The sequence below is a fragment of the Vreelandella sp. L-25 genome (genome assembly GCF_056857535.1).
In genome coordinates, this window is sequence record NZ_JBSXNH010000079.1 from 68,495 (window position 1) to 85,164 (window position 16,670).

At 55.0% G+C, this 16,670-nt stretch carries 15 protein-coding genes and 2 tRNA genes; 6 read left to right on the forward strand and 11 right to left on the reverse strand.

The window, feature by feature from the left end; all coding sequences use genetic code 11:
* Positions 1-91 precede the first annotated feature (91 nt).
* The 4 genes from AC13CN_RS13335 to sdhC are packed head-to-tail and all read right to left on the reverse strand — an operon-like array spanning position 92 to position 3,327.
* On the reverse strand, positions 92-802 hold the full coding sequence (locus tag AC13CN_RS13335; RefSeq protein ID WP_044627831.1) for a succinate dehydrogenase iron-sulfur subunit: 711 nt from the start codon (positions 800-802) through the stop codon (positions 92-94).
* A 27-nt stretch (positions 803-829) separates the two neighbouring features.
* The gene (sdhA, locus tag AC13CN_RS13340; RefSeq protein WP_044627832.1) at positions 830-2,605 is read right to left on the reverse strand and encodes a succinate dehydrogenase flavoprotein subunit; all 1,776 of its coding nucleotides are present in this window, start codon (positions 2,603-2,605) and stop codon (positions 830-832) included.
* A gap of 3 nt (positions 2,606-2,608) precedes the next feature.
* Positions 2,609-2,956, reverse strand: coding sequence for a succinate dehydrogenase, hydrophobic membrane anchor protein (gene sdhD, locus AC13CN_RS13345; protein ID WP_044627833.1), 348 nt, complete (start codon positions 2,954-2,956; stop codon positions 2,609-2,611).
* A complete protein-coding gene (sdhC, locus tag AC13CN_RS13350) occupies positions 2,950-3,327 on the reverse strand; it encodes a succinate dehydrogenase, cytochrome b556 subunit (protein ID WP_196781579.1) in 378 nt (125 codons plus the stop codon). The genes sdhD and sdhC overlap by 7 nt, the downstream gene beginning before the upstream one ends.
* Before the next feature lie 487 nt (positions 3,328-3,814).
* Between sdhC and gltA the strand changes: the two genes are divergently transcribed.
* Positions 3,815-5,101 (forward strand): citrate synthase, encoded by a 1,287-nt coding sequence (gltA, locus tag AC13CN_RS13355; RefSeq protein ID WP_213262281.1) that lies wholly within the window; start codon positions 3,815-3,817, stop codon positions 5,099-5,101.
* A 92-nt stretch (positions 5,102-5,193) separates the two neighbouring features.
* Positions 5,194-6,075 carry an NAD(P)-dependent oxidoreductase gene (locus tag AC13CN_RS13360; protein WP_054640940.1) on the forward strand — a complete coding sequence of 294 codons (882 nt, stop codon included), beginning with the start codon at positions 5,194-5,196 and terminating at the stop codon, positions 6,073-6,075.
* A 376-nt stretch (positions 6,076-6,451) separates the two neighbouring features.
* On the opposite strand, the gene AC13CN_RS13365 is transcribed toward AC13CN_RS13360, so the two are convergent.
* The 3 genes from AC13CN_RS13365 to gltX all read right to left on the reverse strand — a co-directional run bounded on the left by AC13CN_RS13365 (position 6,452) and on the right by gltX (position 8,263).
* Positions 6,452-6,527 (reverse strand) — tRNA-Glu (locus AC13CN_RS13365).
* Positions 6,528-6,577: 50 nt separating this feature from the next.
* Positions 6,578-6,653: transfer RNA gene (locus AC13CN_RS13370), tRNA-Ala, on the reverse strand.
* Positions 6,654-6,784: 131 nt separating this feature from the next.
* Complete coding sequence (gltX, locus tag AC13CN_RS13375) at positions 6,785-8,263, reverse strand: glutamate--tRNA ligase (protein ID WP_062359306.1); 1,479 nt, start codon at positions 8,261-8,263, stop codon at positions 6,785-6,787.
* 287 nt (positions 8,264-8,550) lie between these two features.
* Here gltX and AC13CN_RS13380 point away from each other — a divergent pair, with 287 nt between their 5' ends.
* Positions 8,551-9,075 carry a helix-turn-helix domain-containing protein gene (locus tag AC13CN_RS13380; RefSeq protein WP_044627838.1) on the forward strand — a complete coding sequence of 175 codons (525 nt, stop codon included), beginning with the start codon at positions 8,551-8,553 and terminating at the stop codon, positions 9,073-9,075.
* 19 nt (positions 9,076-9,094) lie between these two features.
* On the opposite strand, the gene AC13CN_RS13385 is transcribed toward AC13CN_RS13380, so the two are convergent.
* The gene (locus AC13CN_RS13385) at positions 9,095-9,673 is read right to left on the reverse strand and encodes a hypothetical protein (protein WP_062359307.1); all 579 of its coding nucleotides are present in this window, start codon (positions 9,671-9,673) and stop codon (positions 9,095-9,097) included.
* Between the two features lie 532 nt (positions 9,674-10,205).
* On the opposite strand from AC13CN_RS13385, the gene dusA reads away from it, so the two are divergent.
* Positions 10,206-11,249 (forward strand): tRNA dihydrouridine(20/20a) synthase DusA, encoded by a 1,044-nt coding sequence (gene dusA, locus AC13CN_RS13390; RefSeq protein WP_062373670.1) that lies wholly within the window; start codon positions 10,206-10,208, stop codon positions 11,247-11,249.
* Between the two features lie 67 nt (positions 11,250-11,316).
* Here the strand turns inward: dusA and AC13CN_RS13395 are convergent, their stop codons facing one another.
* Both AC13CN_RS13395 and AC13CN_RS13400 read right to left on the reverse strand, forming a co-directional pair.
* The gene (locus tag AC13CN_RS13395) at positions 11,317-12,771 is read right to left on the reverse strand and encodes a catalase (RefSeq protein ID WP_054640939.1); all 1,455 of its coding nucleotides are present in this window, start codon (positions 12,769-12,771) and stop codon (positions 11,317-11,319) included.
* Between the two features lie 181 nt (positions 12,772-12,952).
* Entirely contained in the window at positions 12,953-13,984 is a 1,032-nt protein-coding gene (locus AC13CN_RS13400) for a succinylglutamate desuccinylase/aspartoacylase family protein (RefSeq protein WP_044627886.1), read from the reverse strand.
* A 243-nt stretch (positions 13,985-14,227) separates the two neighbouring features.
* Between AC13CN_RS13400 and AC13CN_RS13405 the strand changes: the two genes are divergently transcribed.
* Positions 14,228-14,839 (forward strand): TetR family transcriptional regulator, encoded by a 612-nt coding sequence (locus AC13CN_RS13405; RefSeq protein ID WP_054640938.1) that lies wholly within the window; start codon positions 14,228-14,230, stop codon positions 14,837-14,839.
* 71 nt (positions 14,840-14,910) lie between these two features.
* Complete coding sequence (locus AC13CN_RS13410; protein WP_483053205.1) at positions 14,911-15,834, forward strand: alpha/beta fold hydrolase; 924 nt, start codon at positions 14,911-14,913, stop codon at positions 15,832-15,834.
* 9 nt (positions 15,835-15,843) lie between these two features.
* Here the strand turns inward: AC13CN_RS13410 and AC13CN_RS13415 are convergent, their stop codons facing one another.
* Positions 15,844-16,518 (reverse strand): hypothetical protein, encoded by a 675-nt coding sequence (locus tag AC13CN_RS13415; protein ID WP_044627889.1) that lies wholly within the window; start codon positions 16,516-16,518, stop codon positions 15,844-15,846.
* Positions 16,519-16,670: the final 152 nt, after the last annotated feature.

Sequence of the window (16,670 nt, forward strand, 5' to 3'; positions counted from 1 at the left end):
AGCCCCTATGATAACAAGCGAAGCGCCACGATTTAAGTAGCTTTGTGATGCAACTTACGTGGTAGTCGCTTTTTTTCACAGGATTAATGAGTTACGTCGCATCTGCGAGCAACATTTCACGAATTTTACCAATTGCACGGGTCGGATTCAGACCTTTCGGGCATACCGCCACGCAGTTCATGATGCCGCGGCAACGGAACACCGAGAACGGGTCTTCCAGGCTGGTCAGACGCTCACGCGTGGCGGTATCGCGACTGTCGGCCAGGAAGCGGTATGACTGCAGCAGACCCGCCGGGCCCACGAACTTGTCCGGGTTCCACCAGAACGACGGGCATGAAGTCGAGCAGCACGCACACAGAATACACTCGTACAGACCATCCAGTTTGTCGCGCTCTTCCGGCGACTGCAGACGCTCAATGGCTGGCGCTGGCGTATCGTTCTGCAGGTACGGCTGAATACGCTCGTACTGCTTATAGAACAGACCCATGTCAACCACCATATCACGGATGACCGGGAGGCCAGGCAGCGGGCGCAGCGTCAGTTTGTTGTTTTTCACAACATCGGACAGCGGCGTGATGCATGCCAAGCCGTTTGTGCCGTTCATGTTCATGCCATCGGAACCGCATACACCTTCACGGCAGCTACGGCGATAGGCTAAACCGCTGTCTTGCTCTTTCATCAGGTGCAAAACATCCAGCACCATCAGATCACGGCCTTTGGTATCGACCTGAAACTCCTGCATATAAGGCGCGGAGTCGGTTTCCGGATTGTAGCGGTATACGGATACCTGAAGATTGGACATGGTGACTCCCTCTCGTCAGTGCGGAGATTAGTAGGTGCGAACCTTAGGCTCGAACATATCAACAGTTTTCGGCTTGAAGTTGACGTCGCGCTTCTTCAGCTCTTTAGTTGCTGGGAAGTAGAGCGAGTGTTTCAGCCAGTTGACATCATCACGGTCTGGGTAGTCGTAGCGCGAGTGGGCACCACGGCTCTCTTTACGCTCAAGGGCAGCAATCGCCGTCGCTTCTGCCACTTCCATCAGGTTGTCCAGCTCCAGCGCCTCAACACGAGCAGTGTTGAATACATTGGATTTGTCCGGCAGGTGCGCATTAGCAATACGGCCACGCAGTTCCGCTAGCTTTTTGACACCTTCCTGCATGTTTTTCTCTTCACGGAATACACCGAAAGAGTTCTGCATGATGTCTTGAAGCTCGGCTTTCAGCTCAGGAATGCTTTCGCCGCCCTCTTCAGACTCGTTCCAGCGCGTAATACGCTTCATGGCGAATTCGATGTCTGACTCGGAAGCGTCCAGATACTCGATACCTTCGTTCAGCGCGCCTTCGATGAACATGCCCGCAGCGCGACCGAAGACCACCAGATCCAGCAGCGAGTTACCGCCCAAGCGGTTAGCACCGTGTACCGATACACAGGCAGCTTCGCCACACGCGAACAGACCGTTGACGATCTTGTCGTTACCGCTCTCGTCCTGGGTGATCGCCTGACCATGAATATTGGTCGGGATACCGCCCATCATGTAGTGGCAGGTCGGGACGACCGGAATCGGGTCTTTCGCCGGGTCAACGTGAGCGAAGGTTTTAGACAGCTCTACGATACCCGGCAGACGCTTACCAAGCACTTCTTCGCCCAGGTGATCCAACTTCAGGAACACGTGGTCGCCCTTCTCGCCACAGCCGCGGCCTTCGAGGATTTCCATGACCATGGAACGCGCCACGACATCACGGCCCGCCAGGTCTTTGGCGTTGGGCGCATAGCGCTCCATGAAACGCTCGCCATCCTTGTTGACCAGGTAGCCACCTTCACCACGGCAACCTTCGGTGACCAGCGTGCCCGCACCGTAAATACCGGTCGGGTGGAACTGCCACATTTCCATGTCCTGCATCGGGAAGCCGGCGCGCAGCGCCATGCCGATACCGTCACCGGTGTTGATCAGGGCGTTAGTGGTCGACGCGTAGATGCGTCCGGCACCGCCGGTCGCCAGCACGGTGGCTTTCGACTTGACGTGCACTACTTCACCGGTTTCGATACACATGGCGATACAGCCCACCACGTCACCGTTGGCGTTCTTGACCAGATCCACCGCGTACCACTCGTTCAGGAACGTGGTGTTGTTCTTCAGGTTGTTCTGGTAAAGGGTGTGCAGCAGCGCGTGACCGGTACGGTCGGCGGCGGCGCAGGTACGTGCGGCCTGACCACCTTCACCAAAGTTCTTGGACTGACCACCGAACGGACGCTGATAGATGCGGCCATTGTCGAAACGCGAGAACGGTAGGCCCATGTGCTCGAGTTCGAAGACGGCCTTGGGGCCTTCCGAACACATGTACTCGGCAGCGTCTTGGTCAGCGATATAGTCGCCGCCCTTGACGGTGTCATACATGTGCCAGCGCCAGTCGTCGTTCGGGTCGGCGGAGGCAATCGCACAGGTAATACCGCCCTGAGCAGAAACCGTGTGAGAGCGTGTCGGGAACACTTTGGACAGCACGGCTGTCTTCTTACCAGATTTTGCCAGTTCAAGCGCAGCACGCAGGCCAGAGCCACCACCACCGATGATAATGGCGTCGAATGTCAGGCTACGAAGGTTAGACATGTATCAAGCTCCCCACAGAATTTGAATGCCCCACACCAGGTACACGAAGATGGCCAGAATGATCAGCGTCTGGGCACCCACGCGCAGGCGAGTGGACTTGAGGTAATCGGTGGTGACGGTCCACAAACCGATCCAGGCGTGCGCAGCGATAGAGACAAACGCCAGCAGCGAGAAAATGCGCATCCACGTTTGCTCGAACAGCCCGCTCCAGGCGTAGTAGTCCAGGTTTGGATTAAACAGCAAGTAGGCAACAACGAAAACCGTGTAAAGGGCCAGGATGACCGCAGAAACGCGCTGCATCAGCCAGTCGGACAGCCCGCTACGGCCAAAACTTGTGATATTGGTTACCATACCCAAACTCCTGCCAGAATAATCAGAACTGCACTCACTACCACAGTAGCCTGTGCTTTTTTAACGCCACCTTCTAAGGTCACCCCAATATTGGCGTCCATCAGCAGGTGCTTGATGCCTGCCACAAAGTGGAATGCCAAGGCAGACAGCAGCCCCCACGCAACGAGCTTGGCAAAGAAGTTGTTGGCTAAGGCACTGCTGACAGCATCGAAGCCAGCCGGAGATGACAGGGATTTACCCAACGCCCAAAAAGCGAAAATCAGGCCAACGAACAGGATCACACCCGTGATACGGTGTGTAATCGACGTTAGCGCCGGTAGTGGGAAATGTATCGTCGTTAGATCTAGGTTTACGGGTCGTTTGCTATTCACGGCGTTATACACACTCTCTTGGCCCGCTCAGCGACAGGTCGGGCATAGCCCGAGCGGGCAGTGGTTGCTGGAAGGGGCTCGGCCGTTGCCAAGTCGGGCACGACCACCTACCTGCCGGTCGCGCGCCGTGGATTATAAGAACCTTAGCCCCTGCTGACAAACCGAACTCAGACTGAACTCGACCATGGTGCAAGAAAATAGCCAATGGTCTGAGTCGATTTTGCGATGCAGCATGGTTATAGTGACATTAGATGGACGGCTTGATAAGCCTGTTAACGTATCGTCAACCCTCTGTCACTTCGGTACTATAGATCCTAGTTAATCATATACAATTATTATCCAAAACCGCACATCCCGTACAAGCATGTCTAGCATTACGGCTAATTGACAAAATGTCGCACGCTTCTATAGTGGGCAAGCCTTTTCGCCGGCGCGGCATGCGAAACAACGACTTTACGTCCCAAACCGAACTCGAAAGGAGGCCATCATGGCTGACAGGAAAGCGACATTGACGGTAGACGGTCTCGACAAGACGATCGAACTACCCATGTATTCCGGCACACTTGGCCCCGACGTCATCGACGTGCGCGGCCTAGGTGCTGAAGGCCTGTTTACCTACGATCCCGGCTTCATGGCCACCTCTTCCTGCCAGTCCGCAATCACCTATATCGATGGCGGCAAGGGCGTACTGCTGCACCGCGGCTACCCCATTGAACAACTGGCGAAAGAGTCGAACTTTGTAGAAGTTTGTTACACCCTGCTGTTTGGCGAGCTTCCCAATGATGAGCAGTATGCTGATTTCGAATCTCGCATTCGCAATCACACCATGGTGCATGACCAGATCAACAACTTCTTCAAAGGGTTCCGCCGCGATGCGCACCCGATGTCGATTCTGTGTGGTGTGGTAGGCGGCCTTGCCGCTTTCTACCATGATCACATGGACATTACTCAGGAAGAAGATCGGGTGATCAGCGCGATTCGCCTGATTGCCAAAATGCCTACCCTGGCCGCCATGTCGCACAAGTACAACGTTGGCCAACCCTTCAACTACCCGCGCAACGACCTGAGCTATGCAGAGAACTTCCTCTACATGATGTTCAGCAACCCTTGCGAGGAGTACAAGATCAATCCGGTGTACGCCAAAGCCATGGACCGCATCTTCATGCTGCATGCGGACCACGAGCAGAACGCCTCCACCTCCACCGTACGCCTGGCAGGCTCTACCGGCGCCAACCCGTTTGCCTGTATCAGTGCGGGCATCGCGGCACTCTGGGGCCCGGCACACGGCGGCGCCAACGAAGCCGTGCTGAACATGCTCGACGAAATCGGCGACGATTCCGAAGAGAACATTCAGCGCTTCGTGGACAAGGCAAAAGACAAGAACGACCCGTTCAAGCTGATGGGCTTCGGTCACCGCGTTTACCGTAACTTCGACCCGCGCGCCAAGGTCATGAAAGAGACTTGCGACGAAGTACTGGCCGAGCTGGGCCTGGCAGATGACCCGCAGCTGAAGATTGCCAAGCGCCTGGAGCAGATCGCCCTGGAAGATGAATACTTCATCGAGCGTAAACTGTACCCGAACGTTGACTTCTATTCAGGCATCATCCTGAAAGCCATGGGTATTCCGACCAATATGTTCACTGTGATCTTTGCAGTATCGCGCACCATTGGCTGGATCTCTCACTGGCACGAAATGCTCAGCGAAAGCTACAAAATCGGCCGCCCGCGCCAGCTGTATATCGGTCACGAAAAACGTGACTATCCTACCAAGTGATTGGCGGCTAACGCGCTAATGCACGCATAGGATGACAAAGGCCACCCCCGGGTGGCCTTTTGTTTGCTTCCTACCAACAACAAAGGTGTTTTATGCGATCTATTACCACCGTTGCTTTTATTGGCCTAGGCGTAATGGGCTACCCTATGGCCGGCCACCTTGCCAAACAAGGCCTTACCACTCGCGTTTACAACCGTACTGCCAGCAAGGCAGAGGCATGGGCCAAGGCGTTTGGCGGCACGGCTCATTCAACACCCGCCGAAGCGGCTGAGGGCGCTGATTTAGTGTTGGTATGCGTGGGAAATGACAACGATGTTCGCCAAGTAACCACCGGGCCAGACGGCGCTCTCAGCACCATGATGAGCGGCAGCTACCTAGTAGACCACACCACCGCGTCGGCCGATCTGGCCTTGGAGCTGGACGCAGCTTGCCGAGAGAAAGGCGTTGCATTTATTGATGCACCGGTGTCTGGCGGCCAACAGGGGGCCGAGAACGGCGCGCTAACGATTATGTGCGGCGGCGAGCAAAACCACTTCGACACTGTGGCGCCCTTTCTCAACCACTACGCCCGCGCCGTCACACTGATGGGAACTGCCAGCAGCGGTCAGCTCACCAAGATGGTGAACCAAATCTGTATTGCCGGTTTAGTGCAAGGGCTAGCGGAAGGACTGCATTTTGCGGAACAGGCAGGACTAGACCAGCATCAAGTGATTGACGTCATCTCCAAAGGAGCGGCTGGCTCCTGGCAAATGGAGAACCGCCACAAAACAATGATCGCCAATGAGTATAACCACGGCTTCGCGGTGGACTGGATGCGCAAGGATTTGGGCATTTGCCTAGAGCAAGCACGTAGGCTAAATGCCACCCTCCCCGTTACCGCCCTAGTCGACCAGTTTTATGCGGATGTACAGCGCATGGAAGGTGGCCGCTGGGATACTTCATCGCTATTGAAACGGCTGCGCAAGCCTGAATAACGCTTGACTTTTTAGCACTGCCAGCCTGGACAGGGTTTTCCACACTATCTGTGGATAACCCTGTTCACAACCACTAGAAAACGCCCCACAATCGCCATGAACAGTGACCCAGCCTTAAATTGATCATTTTTTAACCTAACGTAAGACATTGATTTTAAACAAATTAAGCTAAATAGCTGATTTTTTGCGTCATATTTATGTGGTTGTGCACAACCCCTTTCACAAAGATGCAAAAGTGGACAAGTCAAGCACAATATTGACAAAAAACGCGTGAAATAGACGCAAGTTCTAAATGGCGGGAATGCAAAAAGAGCAAGTGAGGAAACTCATTGCTATTTGCTAATCAGAATATTTTGAGGAAGCAGACAAAACGAGGTGGCGTCCCATAAGGGGTTCGAACCCTTGTTACCGCCGTGAAAGGGCGGTGTCCTAGACCACTAGACGAATGGGACGTATCTGACCTGAAAAGCCTTCGACAGTGCACTATCAGCTTAACTGATATTGGTGGAGCCTAGCGGGATCGAACCGCTGACCTCAACACTGCCAGTGTTGCGCTCTCCCAGCTGAGCTAAGGCCCCACATGTCTTGAAGACGGAGCGTATACTACTGATTCGCCTGATCTTCGTCAAGCCTGTTTATCGAAGAAAACGCCGCGCTCTCACGCTAAGATCGCGCGGCGCTCTTCTCAATCACCAGTGACGATGATTATTTACAGGTCGCGGTACTCTTTTTCAAACCGCTTCGCCTGCTTTTTGGACACGCCACCCAATACGGCAATCGCATGGCGAAGCCGTGCACGCGTCACGTCAGAGCCAAGAATAGCCATCGCATCCATCACCGAGGTGCTTGAGGTACTGCCTGTAATGGCAATAAACACTGGTGCCAGGAAGGCCTTCATTTTTAGCTCAAAGTGCTCTGCCAGACTTTTGACTTCCTCCAGCAACGCTTCTTTATGCCAAGCAGAGACGCCTTCAAAGCGCCATACCAGGAACTGCAGCAGCTTCACTAGCTCTTCGTTGTCCAGCTTCACGCTGTCAAAATCATCTTTAGTGATTGTGGGCAAGCCAGAGAAAAAGTGGCCCGCCAGCGGAACAACCTGGGAGAGCGTTTCTACCCGAGGGCGGACTTGCGGCAAAATCTGCTTCACGTAGGCATCATTGAACGCCCACTCACGCAGCGCTTGCAGCAGTGCGTCGTCGTCCAAGTCTTCACGGATATAGACACCGTTCAACCACGTCAATTTCTCTAGGTCGAACACGGGCCCGCCGAGTGAGACACGCTGAATATCAAATTCTGCCATCATCTCTGACAAGCTGAATTTTTCACGCTCATCAGGCATCGACCAACCCATACGGCCCAGGTAGTTGGTCACGGCCTGGGGTAAAAAGCCCATGCGGCGATAGTAATTGATCGACGTTGGGTTTTTACGCTTGGAGAGCTTGGACTTATCCGGGTTACGCAGCAGCGGCATATGACAAAGCTGCGGCATTTCCCAACCAAAGTACTCATACAGCAGTTGATGCTTCGGCGCGGAATTGATCCACTCTTCACCACGCAGCACGTGGGTAATGCCCATTAAATGATCGTCCACCACGTTAGCTAAGTGGTACGTAGGCATACCGTCTGATTTCATCAGAATCTGAGCATCAACCTGCGCCCAATCCACTTCAATCGTACCGCGCAGCATATCGCTAACCACGCACACGCCTTCGCTGGGCACGTTCATACGAATCACATAGGGCCAGCTTTCCTGCTCACGACGTGATTGCTCTTCTGCGTCCAGGGCTAAGTCAGTTGGCTTCAATGCCAAATGCAGGCCTGCCTCTTTGCGTGACTCGCGTAGCTCATCAAGCTCTTCGCTGGTGCGGTAACACTTAAAGGCATGCCCGGCGTCTAGCAACTGCTGGGCATACTTCGCATAAATATCGCCCCGCTCGCTTTGCCGATACGGCCCGTGGGGACCACCTACATCCGGGCCTTCATCCCACTCAAGCCCCAACCAACGCAATGAGTCGAGAATCATCTGTTCTGACTCAGGAGTGGAGCGTACTTGATCGGTGTCTTCAATACGCAAAATGAACTGACCGCCGTGCTGGCGAGCAAAGCAGAGATTAAACAGTGCAATATAGGCCGTGCCTACATGAGGGTCTCCAGTAGGAGAAGGCGCGATACGAGTACGTACGGTCATCAACAGTTCCCTTTAGCAGTTAAGCGTGGCGCCATTATACGCACCCTAAGAACAACCAACAGCATTGGAAAGGGAACGAGTTTGACTTAAAAGCGTCTGATCGAAAGCTCTCAGAACATAGATAGGAAGATGCGCGTTAAAGCACAATCGCTTAGTATGTTGTAGTACCTATGATTCGTGTTCATGCATGAGAATGAATCTCACTATCTTCAGCATGTTCAGAGCACCACCTATCAAGGTGGAAGTACATTCAACGAGCTGATTTAGCTCATCGACAGGAAAATGAAATGGAATCGCTAGGCTCACGTATCAAGCAACTGCGACTTCGGGCCAAGCTCAACAAAGCTGCCCTTGCACGTAAAGTTGGCGTGTCAGATGTCACCATTTCTTATTGGGAGTCCGGGGCGATCAAGCAGATCGGTCATGAACGCTTAGTAGCGCTCGCCGATGCCCTTGATTGCTCGCTGGCGACCCTTTTGGAAGGTGACAGTGCGCCTCAACTGTTGACCCTGACCCATACTGGTCCCCTCCCCTGGGAACAGGTTCAGGCAACGACCATTACCGTACCGCATCATCTGCCGTTGAAGATTGACTGGAAAGCACCTTGCGTGATGGCCACCCCTGGCAAAGAAACGGATTTTTCACCAGTAGCCTCTGGTGATTTGCTGTTGCTTGGCCCAACGCATGTGTTTCATAAAGCAGGCCACTATCTCATCCAGCGTGATGGCCGATTTGTCATTGAGCACTTCTCCAAAGCGCCCACTGACACCTCGATTCATGCGGTGTTGTTAGCACACTGGTGTCCTGCCTAAAGCATCTACCTCCCCATCCCTACTTGTCCTCAATAACGTCCACCTGGTCGCGGGTCCGTCTTGGTTCACTGCCTACCAAGAAACGGCGCGAGTAGGTGGCTACCTGCCCTAACCCATGGCGGGACTGGCTGATGAGCTCTCCCGCCAAGTATTCACCCTGGGTACCAATGCGCGCCTGCACGCTTTCTGGCTGAACGGCAGCCTCACCTAACTGCACGGTGACAAGATAATTGCCATCCGGTAAGCCACTGCCAGAGCCTAGTGGGCCAGCTTCAAATTTACCATTCACCACACGTGTACGCTCTTGCCAGCGTACGCGGCTAATTTCTCGCTCTACCACTACTTGTAGCTGGGCATCATTTGGCAGATTGGTTTCGCCTTCCACCATCAAACGCCGGTCTGGACGTAAAAAAGCAGCGGTTGAAATCATTACATTGAGCGGCTCAACCTGTTGTGCAGACGGCTCAGGTTCAGAAGCACGCTCTTCGGCCACTGAGTGTGGCTGGTGCTGTGCGACCTCTTCCTCAGGCCCACTACAGCCGGACAGCAGCAGGGTACCCACTAGCGCCACGCCAACATAACCTAGCGTTTTCCCCATAACGACTCCTCATCTTCTGTAATAGGCGTAATGCTGCCTCTCTCGGGCTCTCACCATACCGCTTTTGACCGCAAAATACGCAATGTGATGCAGGGGTTGTGCAATATCAAATCAGCTTACGCTGGCCTCGAATTAAGCTAGCCACTGCTGCCCCCACTGATATAAAGATGAGCAATTTTATTTCCTAATGCCATTGAGCGAGGCGACGAGTGCCACACCTATGGTTTAGTGGTGTCCGGCTGCCATTCAGCAGGCGACACCTTCGAAAACACCTAGCAAGGATGATGAACACCAGCGATGTCGGAAGGAATTTTTGAGCCTCCCCTTCCCCGTCAACACACTGCATCAAGGCGCAGCGACTTATTTTGTGCTGCCTACCCTTTCTTGCGTACAATTGCCCGCCAACGCGCCCACCACTTCTGATAGGTCACCATGTAGACCATGGTGTTGCTGTTCGTTTAGCGAATAGCCGCGATCAGAGGGCAATAGATGTGTGTACTTACATCGCATACCAAGTATGCAAGTGATTAATATGACGAAACAAAACCCAGCAGAAGCGGCCCGCCGATTTTCTGTAGCTCCGATGATGGATTGGACTACCCGAGACTACCGCGCCTTCGCCCGCACGCTCACCAAGCGGGCGCTGCTGTATACCGAGATGGTGACCACCGGTGCGGTGCTGCACGGCTCCCCGCGTGAGCGCTTTTTGGGCTATAGCGAGGTGGAGCATCCGATTGCTTTGCAGTTGGGGGGCAGCGATGCGGGTGAGCTGGCGGAGTGCGCAGCGATTGCGCAGGCGTGGGGCTATGATGAGGTCAACTTAAACGTTGGCTGCCCCAGCGACCGGGTGCAGAACAATATGATTGGCGCGTGCCTGATGGGCCATCCCGAAAAAGTGGCGGCGGCGGTGAAGGCCATGCAGGCGGCGGTGTCGATTCCGGTCACGGTGAAGTGCCGTATTGGTATTGATGACCAGGATGAAGACGCGGATTTAGCGCGGTTTATTGATATTGTGGCCTCAGCAGGCTGTGAAGTATTTACCGTGCACGCCCGAAAGGCGTGGCTTCAGGGGCTATCGCCGAAAGAGAATCGCGATATTCCGCCGCTGAATTACCCAAGAGTGCACCGGCTAAAGCAGAGCCATCCTGAGCTGCATATTGGTATCAACGGCGGGATTAAAACCCTGGCGGAGTGCCAAGCGCAACTTGAGCAGGTGGATAGCGTGATGGTGGGTCGTGAGGCGTACCAAAATCCGTGGTTATTGGCAGGCGTGGATGAGCAGCTCTTTGGCGAGCCGGGCCCGGTGCGTACACGCTTGGAAGCGGCCACGGCGTTTCGCCCATACATTCAGCAGCGGTTGGATGAAGGTGCCAAGCTGAACCATATCACTCGCCACTTGCTGGGGCTTTTTCAGGGCTGCCCTGGCGGGCGTCGGTTCCGTCGTCATCTCTCGGAGCACGCACATAAAGAGGGTGCAGGCTTACGCTTGTTTGATGACGCGCTCGGCTTGGTTCGTGAGCCTGAGTTCGAAGCGGAGCCTCTCGACGAGCAAACAAACCGCCAGCCCGTGACCTAACGACCAACAGGCTGGCGGTTTAACGAACGCCCAGCGATTTTATCGTTGGGCGTTTTCTTTTGGGAGGCTACTGCGCGCGAACGCCTTGCTCAATACGCTCGCCTACTTCTTGATCGATGTTGCGCCAATACTCAAACGCGCGCTCCAACACCGGCTCGGTGACGCCACCGGAAAGGTGCCCCACCACGTTGGAAACCAACCGGTCACGCTGGGCATCGTCCATCACCTCACGCACCAGGGTGTGCGCTTGGCTCCAGTCGTCGTCATCTTTGCGCAGCGTGTACGCGGTGCGTACGAATTGCCCATCCGTCGACCACACCGCATCTTCCGGGTAGCGCTGCCCATCTGCCTTGGGGCCGCCTTTGCTATTGGGCGTGTACACCGGGTCGGTAGAGTGACGAATGCGCATCGCGCCGCCCTGGGTATAGCTATGCACGGGGCTCTTGGGCGTATTAACCGGAATATGCTTGTAGTTCACCCCTAACCGCGCACGGTGGGCATCGGCGTAGGAAATAGAACGAGCCAAGAGCATTTTATCCGGCGACAGCCCGGTGCCGGGCACCATGTTGTTGGGTTCGAACGCGGCCTGCTCGATTTCGCTATGGAAATCGGTAGGGTTACGGTCGAGCGTCAGTTTACCCACTTCGATCAAGGGGTAATCTTTGTGTGACCACACCTTGGTCAGATCGAAGGGATTAACGCGGTAGGTCTTGGCATCCTCAAACGGCATGATCTGCATGTGCAGCGTCCAGGTGGGGTAATCCCCGCGCTTGATCGCCTCAAATAGGTCGCGGCGGTGGTAATCCGCATCGCTGCCGGCCATCTGGTCAGCCTGTTCCTGGGTCATGCACTTGATACCTTGATCGGTTTTAAAGTGATACTTCACCCAAAACCGCTCGCCTTCTGCGTTTACCCACATATAGGTATGGCTGGAGTAGCCGTTCATGTGCCGCCAGGTGGCGGGAACGCCGCGGTCGCCCATAAGCCAAGCCACTTGGTGAGCAGATTCAGGCACCAGCGTCCAAAAATCCCACTGCATGTCGTGGTCGCGCAAGCCATTATCGGCGCGACGCTTTTGGGAATGGATAAAGTGCTGGAACTTCATTGGGTCGCGAACAAAGAACACGGGGGTGTTGTTACCCACCATGTCGAAGTTACCTTCTTCGGTGTAGAACTTGATCGAGAAGCCGCGCGGATCGCGCCATGTATCCGGGCTACCGCTCTCCCCTGCTACAGTGGAAAAGCGAATGAGGACATCGGTCTTCGCGCCTGGCTGCAGAAATTTTGCTTTGGTGTATTGGCTAACGTCTTGAGTGATTTCAAAGTGACCAAAAGCGCCACTGCCTTTCGCATGGGGCTGCCGGTCGGGAATCATTTCCCGGTTAAACGCCGCCATTTGCTCCATCAGGTAGTGATCGTGCATCACGATCGGACCATCCGCGCCTACCGACAGCGAATGCTCATCGCTCGCTACCGGAATACCTGCTTCGTTGGTGGTGGGATGCTGGCTACCACTGCTCATTGCTCTTCCTCCTTGTCACACTCGACATGGTACGGTCTGTACCACTGGAAATCACCGCTACTGCTTTTTAACGTAAGCTAAGACGGCCCCATACAGGTATAGTCAACAAGCCAGCGTCGCGCCATCCATGGCGCTGGTTATAGGGATATTGCTTTAATAGTTGATAGCTATAGAAGTAACGTCAATACAGCGCGTCTGGTGGAGGCGTCAGGCTGGACTGGAAGCTTTCGATGGCTGTCTCGGCTTCTTCGATCTCGTCGAAACGGGCAATGTGGTAAAGCGCCTCTCCTTCGTTGGCAAGCGGTAAGCGGCTCATGCCGATGACAATGCCGTCCGCCATGGCGCGCACTTCGTCTTCATCGTTGCCGAATGGATCTGCCACTTTGCCAAGCACCTCGCCTTTGGCCACTCGCGCCCCCAAGCGCACCTTGGGGCGCAAGATACCGTCGATGGGTGCGCGCGCCCAGCTTGAGCCATTGGCCAGTTCGGCCGGAGCCGGGGCACGGCGACGCTGCTCGCCTGTGAGCATGCCCAAGCGGCGCATGACGCGCAGCACGCCTTGCACCCCTGGGACAATGGCCCATTCATCGAAGCGCAGCGCTTCACCCGCCTCATAGGTGAGCACCGGAATACCGCGGCTTTGGGCGTAATGACGCAGGCTGCCCTCACGTAGTTCCGCATTCAAAATAACCGGCGCACCAAAGGCGTCTGCCATGCGCTCGGTTTCGCTGCCCGTACTTAGCTGTGCACGGATTTGCGGCAAGTTCGTGCGGTGAAGGGCGCCGGTATGCAGGTCAATGATATGGGTGGCGTGATCAACGATCTCATCGCGAAACAGCGCCGCGATTCGGCCGCCCAGCGAACCTTTTTCGCTACCAGGAAAACAGCGGTTCAAGTCGCGACGGTCAGGCAGGTAACGCGTCTGTTGGAGAAAGCCGAAAACATTGACCACCGGCACCGCAATCAGCGTACCACGTAGGCTATTGATCGTCTTCGAGCGCAGCAAACGGCGGACGATCTCCACACCATTGATCTCATCGCCATGAATCCCTCCACACACTAACATTACCGGCCCCTCTTTGCGGCCATGAACCACTTCGACCGGAATATGCAGCGGCGTATGGGTATACAGGCGCGCCACCGGCACGTCGATCTGTAAACGTTGCCCAGGCATCACGGTATGCCCAGCGAGGGAGAAAGGAGCTCGCGCCATGGCCATTCCTTATACATGCAGGGAGACATAGCCTGATACGCCATTTCTAAGTGGCGCCAGGGCTTTGAAAGGTTTTAAAACAGCGTTTCAAAATGAAATCATATCCGTTTCCAACCATTAAGTAACGTGCTTGATAACCTAGATTATCAACTTAGACCCATTATCCATACAGTTTTGAATGTAAAAAGGCACCACATCAGATAAAATAACGCCATTGTGTATCGAGAGTGAGGTAATGGTTTCATGGCAAGAAAAACCAAAGCGGAGGCTGCGGCAACTCGCGAAGCGCTGTTGGATGCTGCTGAAGAGGTGTTTTTCGCAAAAGGCGTTGCGCGCACGTCATTGGAGCAAATTGCTCGCCATGCTGGCCTTACCCGAGGTGCCGTTTATTGGCACTTCAAAAACAAGGGTGACCTCTTCATGGCGCTGGTACAGCGGGTGCGCATGCCATTTCAGTCGTTGATGGAAGAGGTCAATAACGCCGACCCCACGGTATCACCACTCGATGCCATCCGTCTTGCCTGCCATGCGGGCCTGAACCGTTTGGAGCAGCCCTCTCACCAGCGCATCCTATCGATTCTGCTGCATCGCTGTGAGTTCTTTAGCGATATCAATCCCATCGAAATGCAGGATGAAATTGCCGAAGAATGCTTCGACGAGATGCTTCTGGTGTTTCAGCTCGCCCAACAGCAGCAGCTATTACGCGATGATATAACACCGGAGATTGCCACGAGGCTCATGCAGTCTACTCTTGGCGGCCTGTTTCACGACTGGCTACGTAATCCCGATGCGTTTTCCCTACGCGAGCGCGGCGGAGTGTTGATTGACGCTTTAATGGCCATGCTCCACCGCTGAGATGACTTTCCTTCTCTGTTGCACTGCAACAAATCGCCTATACTGGAGCTATCTCATGAAAGGAGCCCAGTATGGATGCTTTGGAATTTATCCGCGTGCGCGAGTTGGACGTGGCCGTACGCATTTGGAACCCAAAAGCAACGCGCACTCTGATCGCTTGGCACGGGCTTGCCCGCCACGGCGGTGATTTCGCCGCGCTGGCGAGAGAGCTGGGCAGCGAGTGGCGCATCATCGCCCCAGACACTCCGGGTCGCGGACTCTCCAGCTGGTCGCTGTTTCCCGCCCATGACTATCTCTACAGTCACTACATCACCATTGCCGTTGCGTTGCTGGATCATTACGAGCTCGACCAGGTGGACTGGCTGGGGACGTCCATGGGCGGCCTGCTGGGCATGTTGATCGCAGCAGACACACAGCACCGCTCGCGCATTTCACGGCTGATACTCAACGACGTGGGGCCCGAGCTGAATAAAGAGGGGCTGATCGCCTTATCGAGCTACTTTGGCGTGACACATCGGTTCAACAACTTTGCCGACTTAAAAGCAGAACTTACCCAGCATTACGCCAGTTTTGGTATCACCTGCGAGGAGGAGTGGCGAGAGCTGGCCTTGAACAGCGCTCGCCGCCTACCCGACGGTAATTGGACCTACCACTTCGACCCGCGTATCGGCGAACAGTTTATCCACGACACACCCAGAGACACCTGGGCCGACTGGGCCAACATTCGCTGCCCGCTGATGGTGATTCGCGGAGAGACATCGACCCTATTGGATGCCGAGACGCTACCCAAGATGGCCGAGGTCCAGCCTACCTTGACGACCTTGACCGTCACAGGATGCGGCCACGCTCCGATGCTCAACACGCCCGAACAGGTCACGCCCATACGCCACTTCCTCGACGCGCCTGCACGCACACATCGCGAACGGGCCGCCACCGCTGCGCCCACCCTATTGACCTGGCTGACGAGACAGTGGCAGCGCTGGTTTCATCGCTGAAGGCAGCCGTTAGGTGGAGTATCCGTTAGGATGCTGCTTGTGCTGCAAACGAAGCTTATTGATACGCACCCGTGTATCCAGATAGTGCTGCTCTAGCACGCTGCGGTATGCCCCTTCCTTAGCTAGATACTTCACCAACACACGGCGCTCACCCGGCTGCGGGCAGTCCCCGGCTTTACAGTGCAATGTGACCGTACTGCTGGGCTCATTGAGCAGCGTAGCGCTGGCAGATTCGTCGTTTTGGCGCTCTGCCACCACGACGGTAGCGCCCAGCAGACAGCGACGTTTGAAGGGTTGATAACGGTGCAACGCACGCTGCAGCGCATGGCATAAAGCGGCAGCGATGGGGGAAGCTACCGCGAGCGCAGCCCACACGACCAACACCCCGACCGGCACCCTGAGCAATCCAAGCGGCATCCATCGCAGAGCGAGCAGCTCGACGGCTAGTGATAACGCACCGGCAATGAGCATCAAGAAGCTGAGCGCCAGCGTCGCGGGAACCCCGGCAAACCCAAGCGATACCAAGGTGCTGGCCATATGATCATCGCGCAAGCTGTCACGCTCGAAAAGCTCTAGAGGGGCTAGCCGAATGAGCACCAGCAGCCAATAGAGCGCGATCAGCGCCAACAGGAAGGTAAATACGATGGTAGGAAACTGCAGAGCAGCCGATATGAGAGTTTGCATGGCGTGTTCTCCTCCAGGCATATTGCCCAGTGTTGTTTTCGCCTGACCTAAGCTTTATTTATTAGCGTTTATTAGCACAAGCTGAAAACGGTGATCTCTACTAGCGTAGCTCATCTTATCGGCTGATGAAGTCCTTCATTTGACTCGTGTCA

Excerpts from the sequence above, each read along its gene's own strand:
- AC13CN_RS13335 (WP_044627831.1), bottom strand. The coding sequence starts at position 802 with ATGTCCAATCTTCAGGTATCCGTATACCGCTACAATCCGGAAACCGAC.
- sdhA (WP_044627832.1), bottom strand. The coding sequence starts at position 2,605 with ATGTCTAACCTTCGTAGCCTGACATTCGACGCCATTATCATCGGTGGT.
- sdhD (WP_044627833.1), bottom strand. The coding sequence starts at position 2,956 with ATGGTAACCAATATCACAAGTTTTGGCCGTAGCGGGCTGTCCGACTGG.
- gltA (WP_213262281.1), top strand. The coding sequence starts at position 3,815 with ATGGCTGACAGGAAAGCGACATTGACGGTAGACGGTCTCGACAAGACG.
- AC13CN_RS13360 (WP_054640940.1), top strand. The coding sequence starts at position 5,194 with ATGCGATCTATTACCACCGTTGCTTTTATTGGCCTAGGCGTAATGGGC.
- gltX (WP_062359306.1), bottom strand. The coding sequence starts at position 8,263 with ATGACCGTACGTACTCGTATCGCGCCTTCTCCTACTGGAGACCCTCAT.
- AC13CN_RS13380 (WP_044627838.1), top strand. The coding sequence starts at position 8,551 with ATGGAATCGCTAGGCTCACGTATCAAGCAACTGCGACTTCGGGCCAAG.
- AC13CN_RS13385 (WP_062359307.1), bottom strand. The coding sequence starts at position 9,673 with ATGGGGAAAACGCTAGGTTATGTTGGCGTGGCGCTAGTGGGTACCCTG.
- dusA (WP_062373670.1), top strand. The coding sequence starts at position 10,206 with ATGACGAAACAAAACCCAGCAGAAGCGGCCCGCCGATTTTCTGTAGCT.
- AC13CN_RS13395 (WP_054640939.1), bottom strand. The coding sequence starts at position 12,771 with ATGAGCAGTGGTAGCCAGCATCCCACCACCAACGAAGCAGGTATTCCG.
- AC13CN_RS13400 (WP_044627886.1), bottom strand. The coding sequence starts at position 13,984 with ATGGCGCGAGCTCCTTTCTCCCTCGCTGGGCATACCGTGATGCCTGGG.
- AC13CN_RS13405 (WP_054640938.1), top strand. The coding sequence starts at position 14,228 with ATGGCAAGAAAAACCAAAGCGGAGGCTGCGGCAACTCGCGAAGCGCTG.
- AC13CN_RS13410 (WP_483053205.1), top strand. The coding sequence starts at position 14,911 with ATGGATGCTTTGGAATTTATCCGCGTGCGCGAGTTGGACGTGGCCGTA.
- AC13CN_RS13415 (WP_044627889.1), bottom strand. The coding sequence starts at position 16,518 with ATGCAAACTCTCATATCGGCTGCTCTGCAGTTTCCTACCATCGTATTT.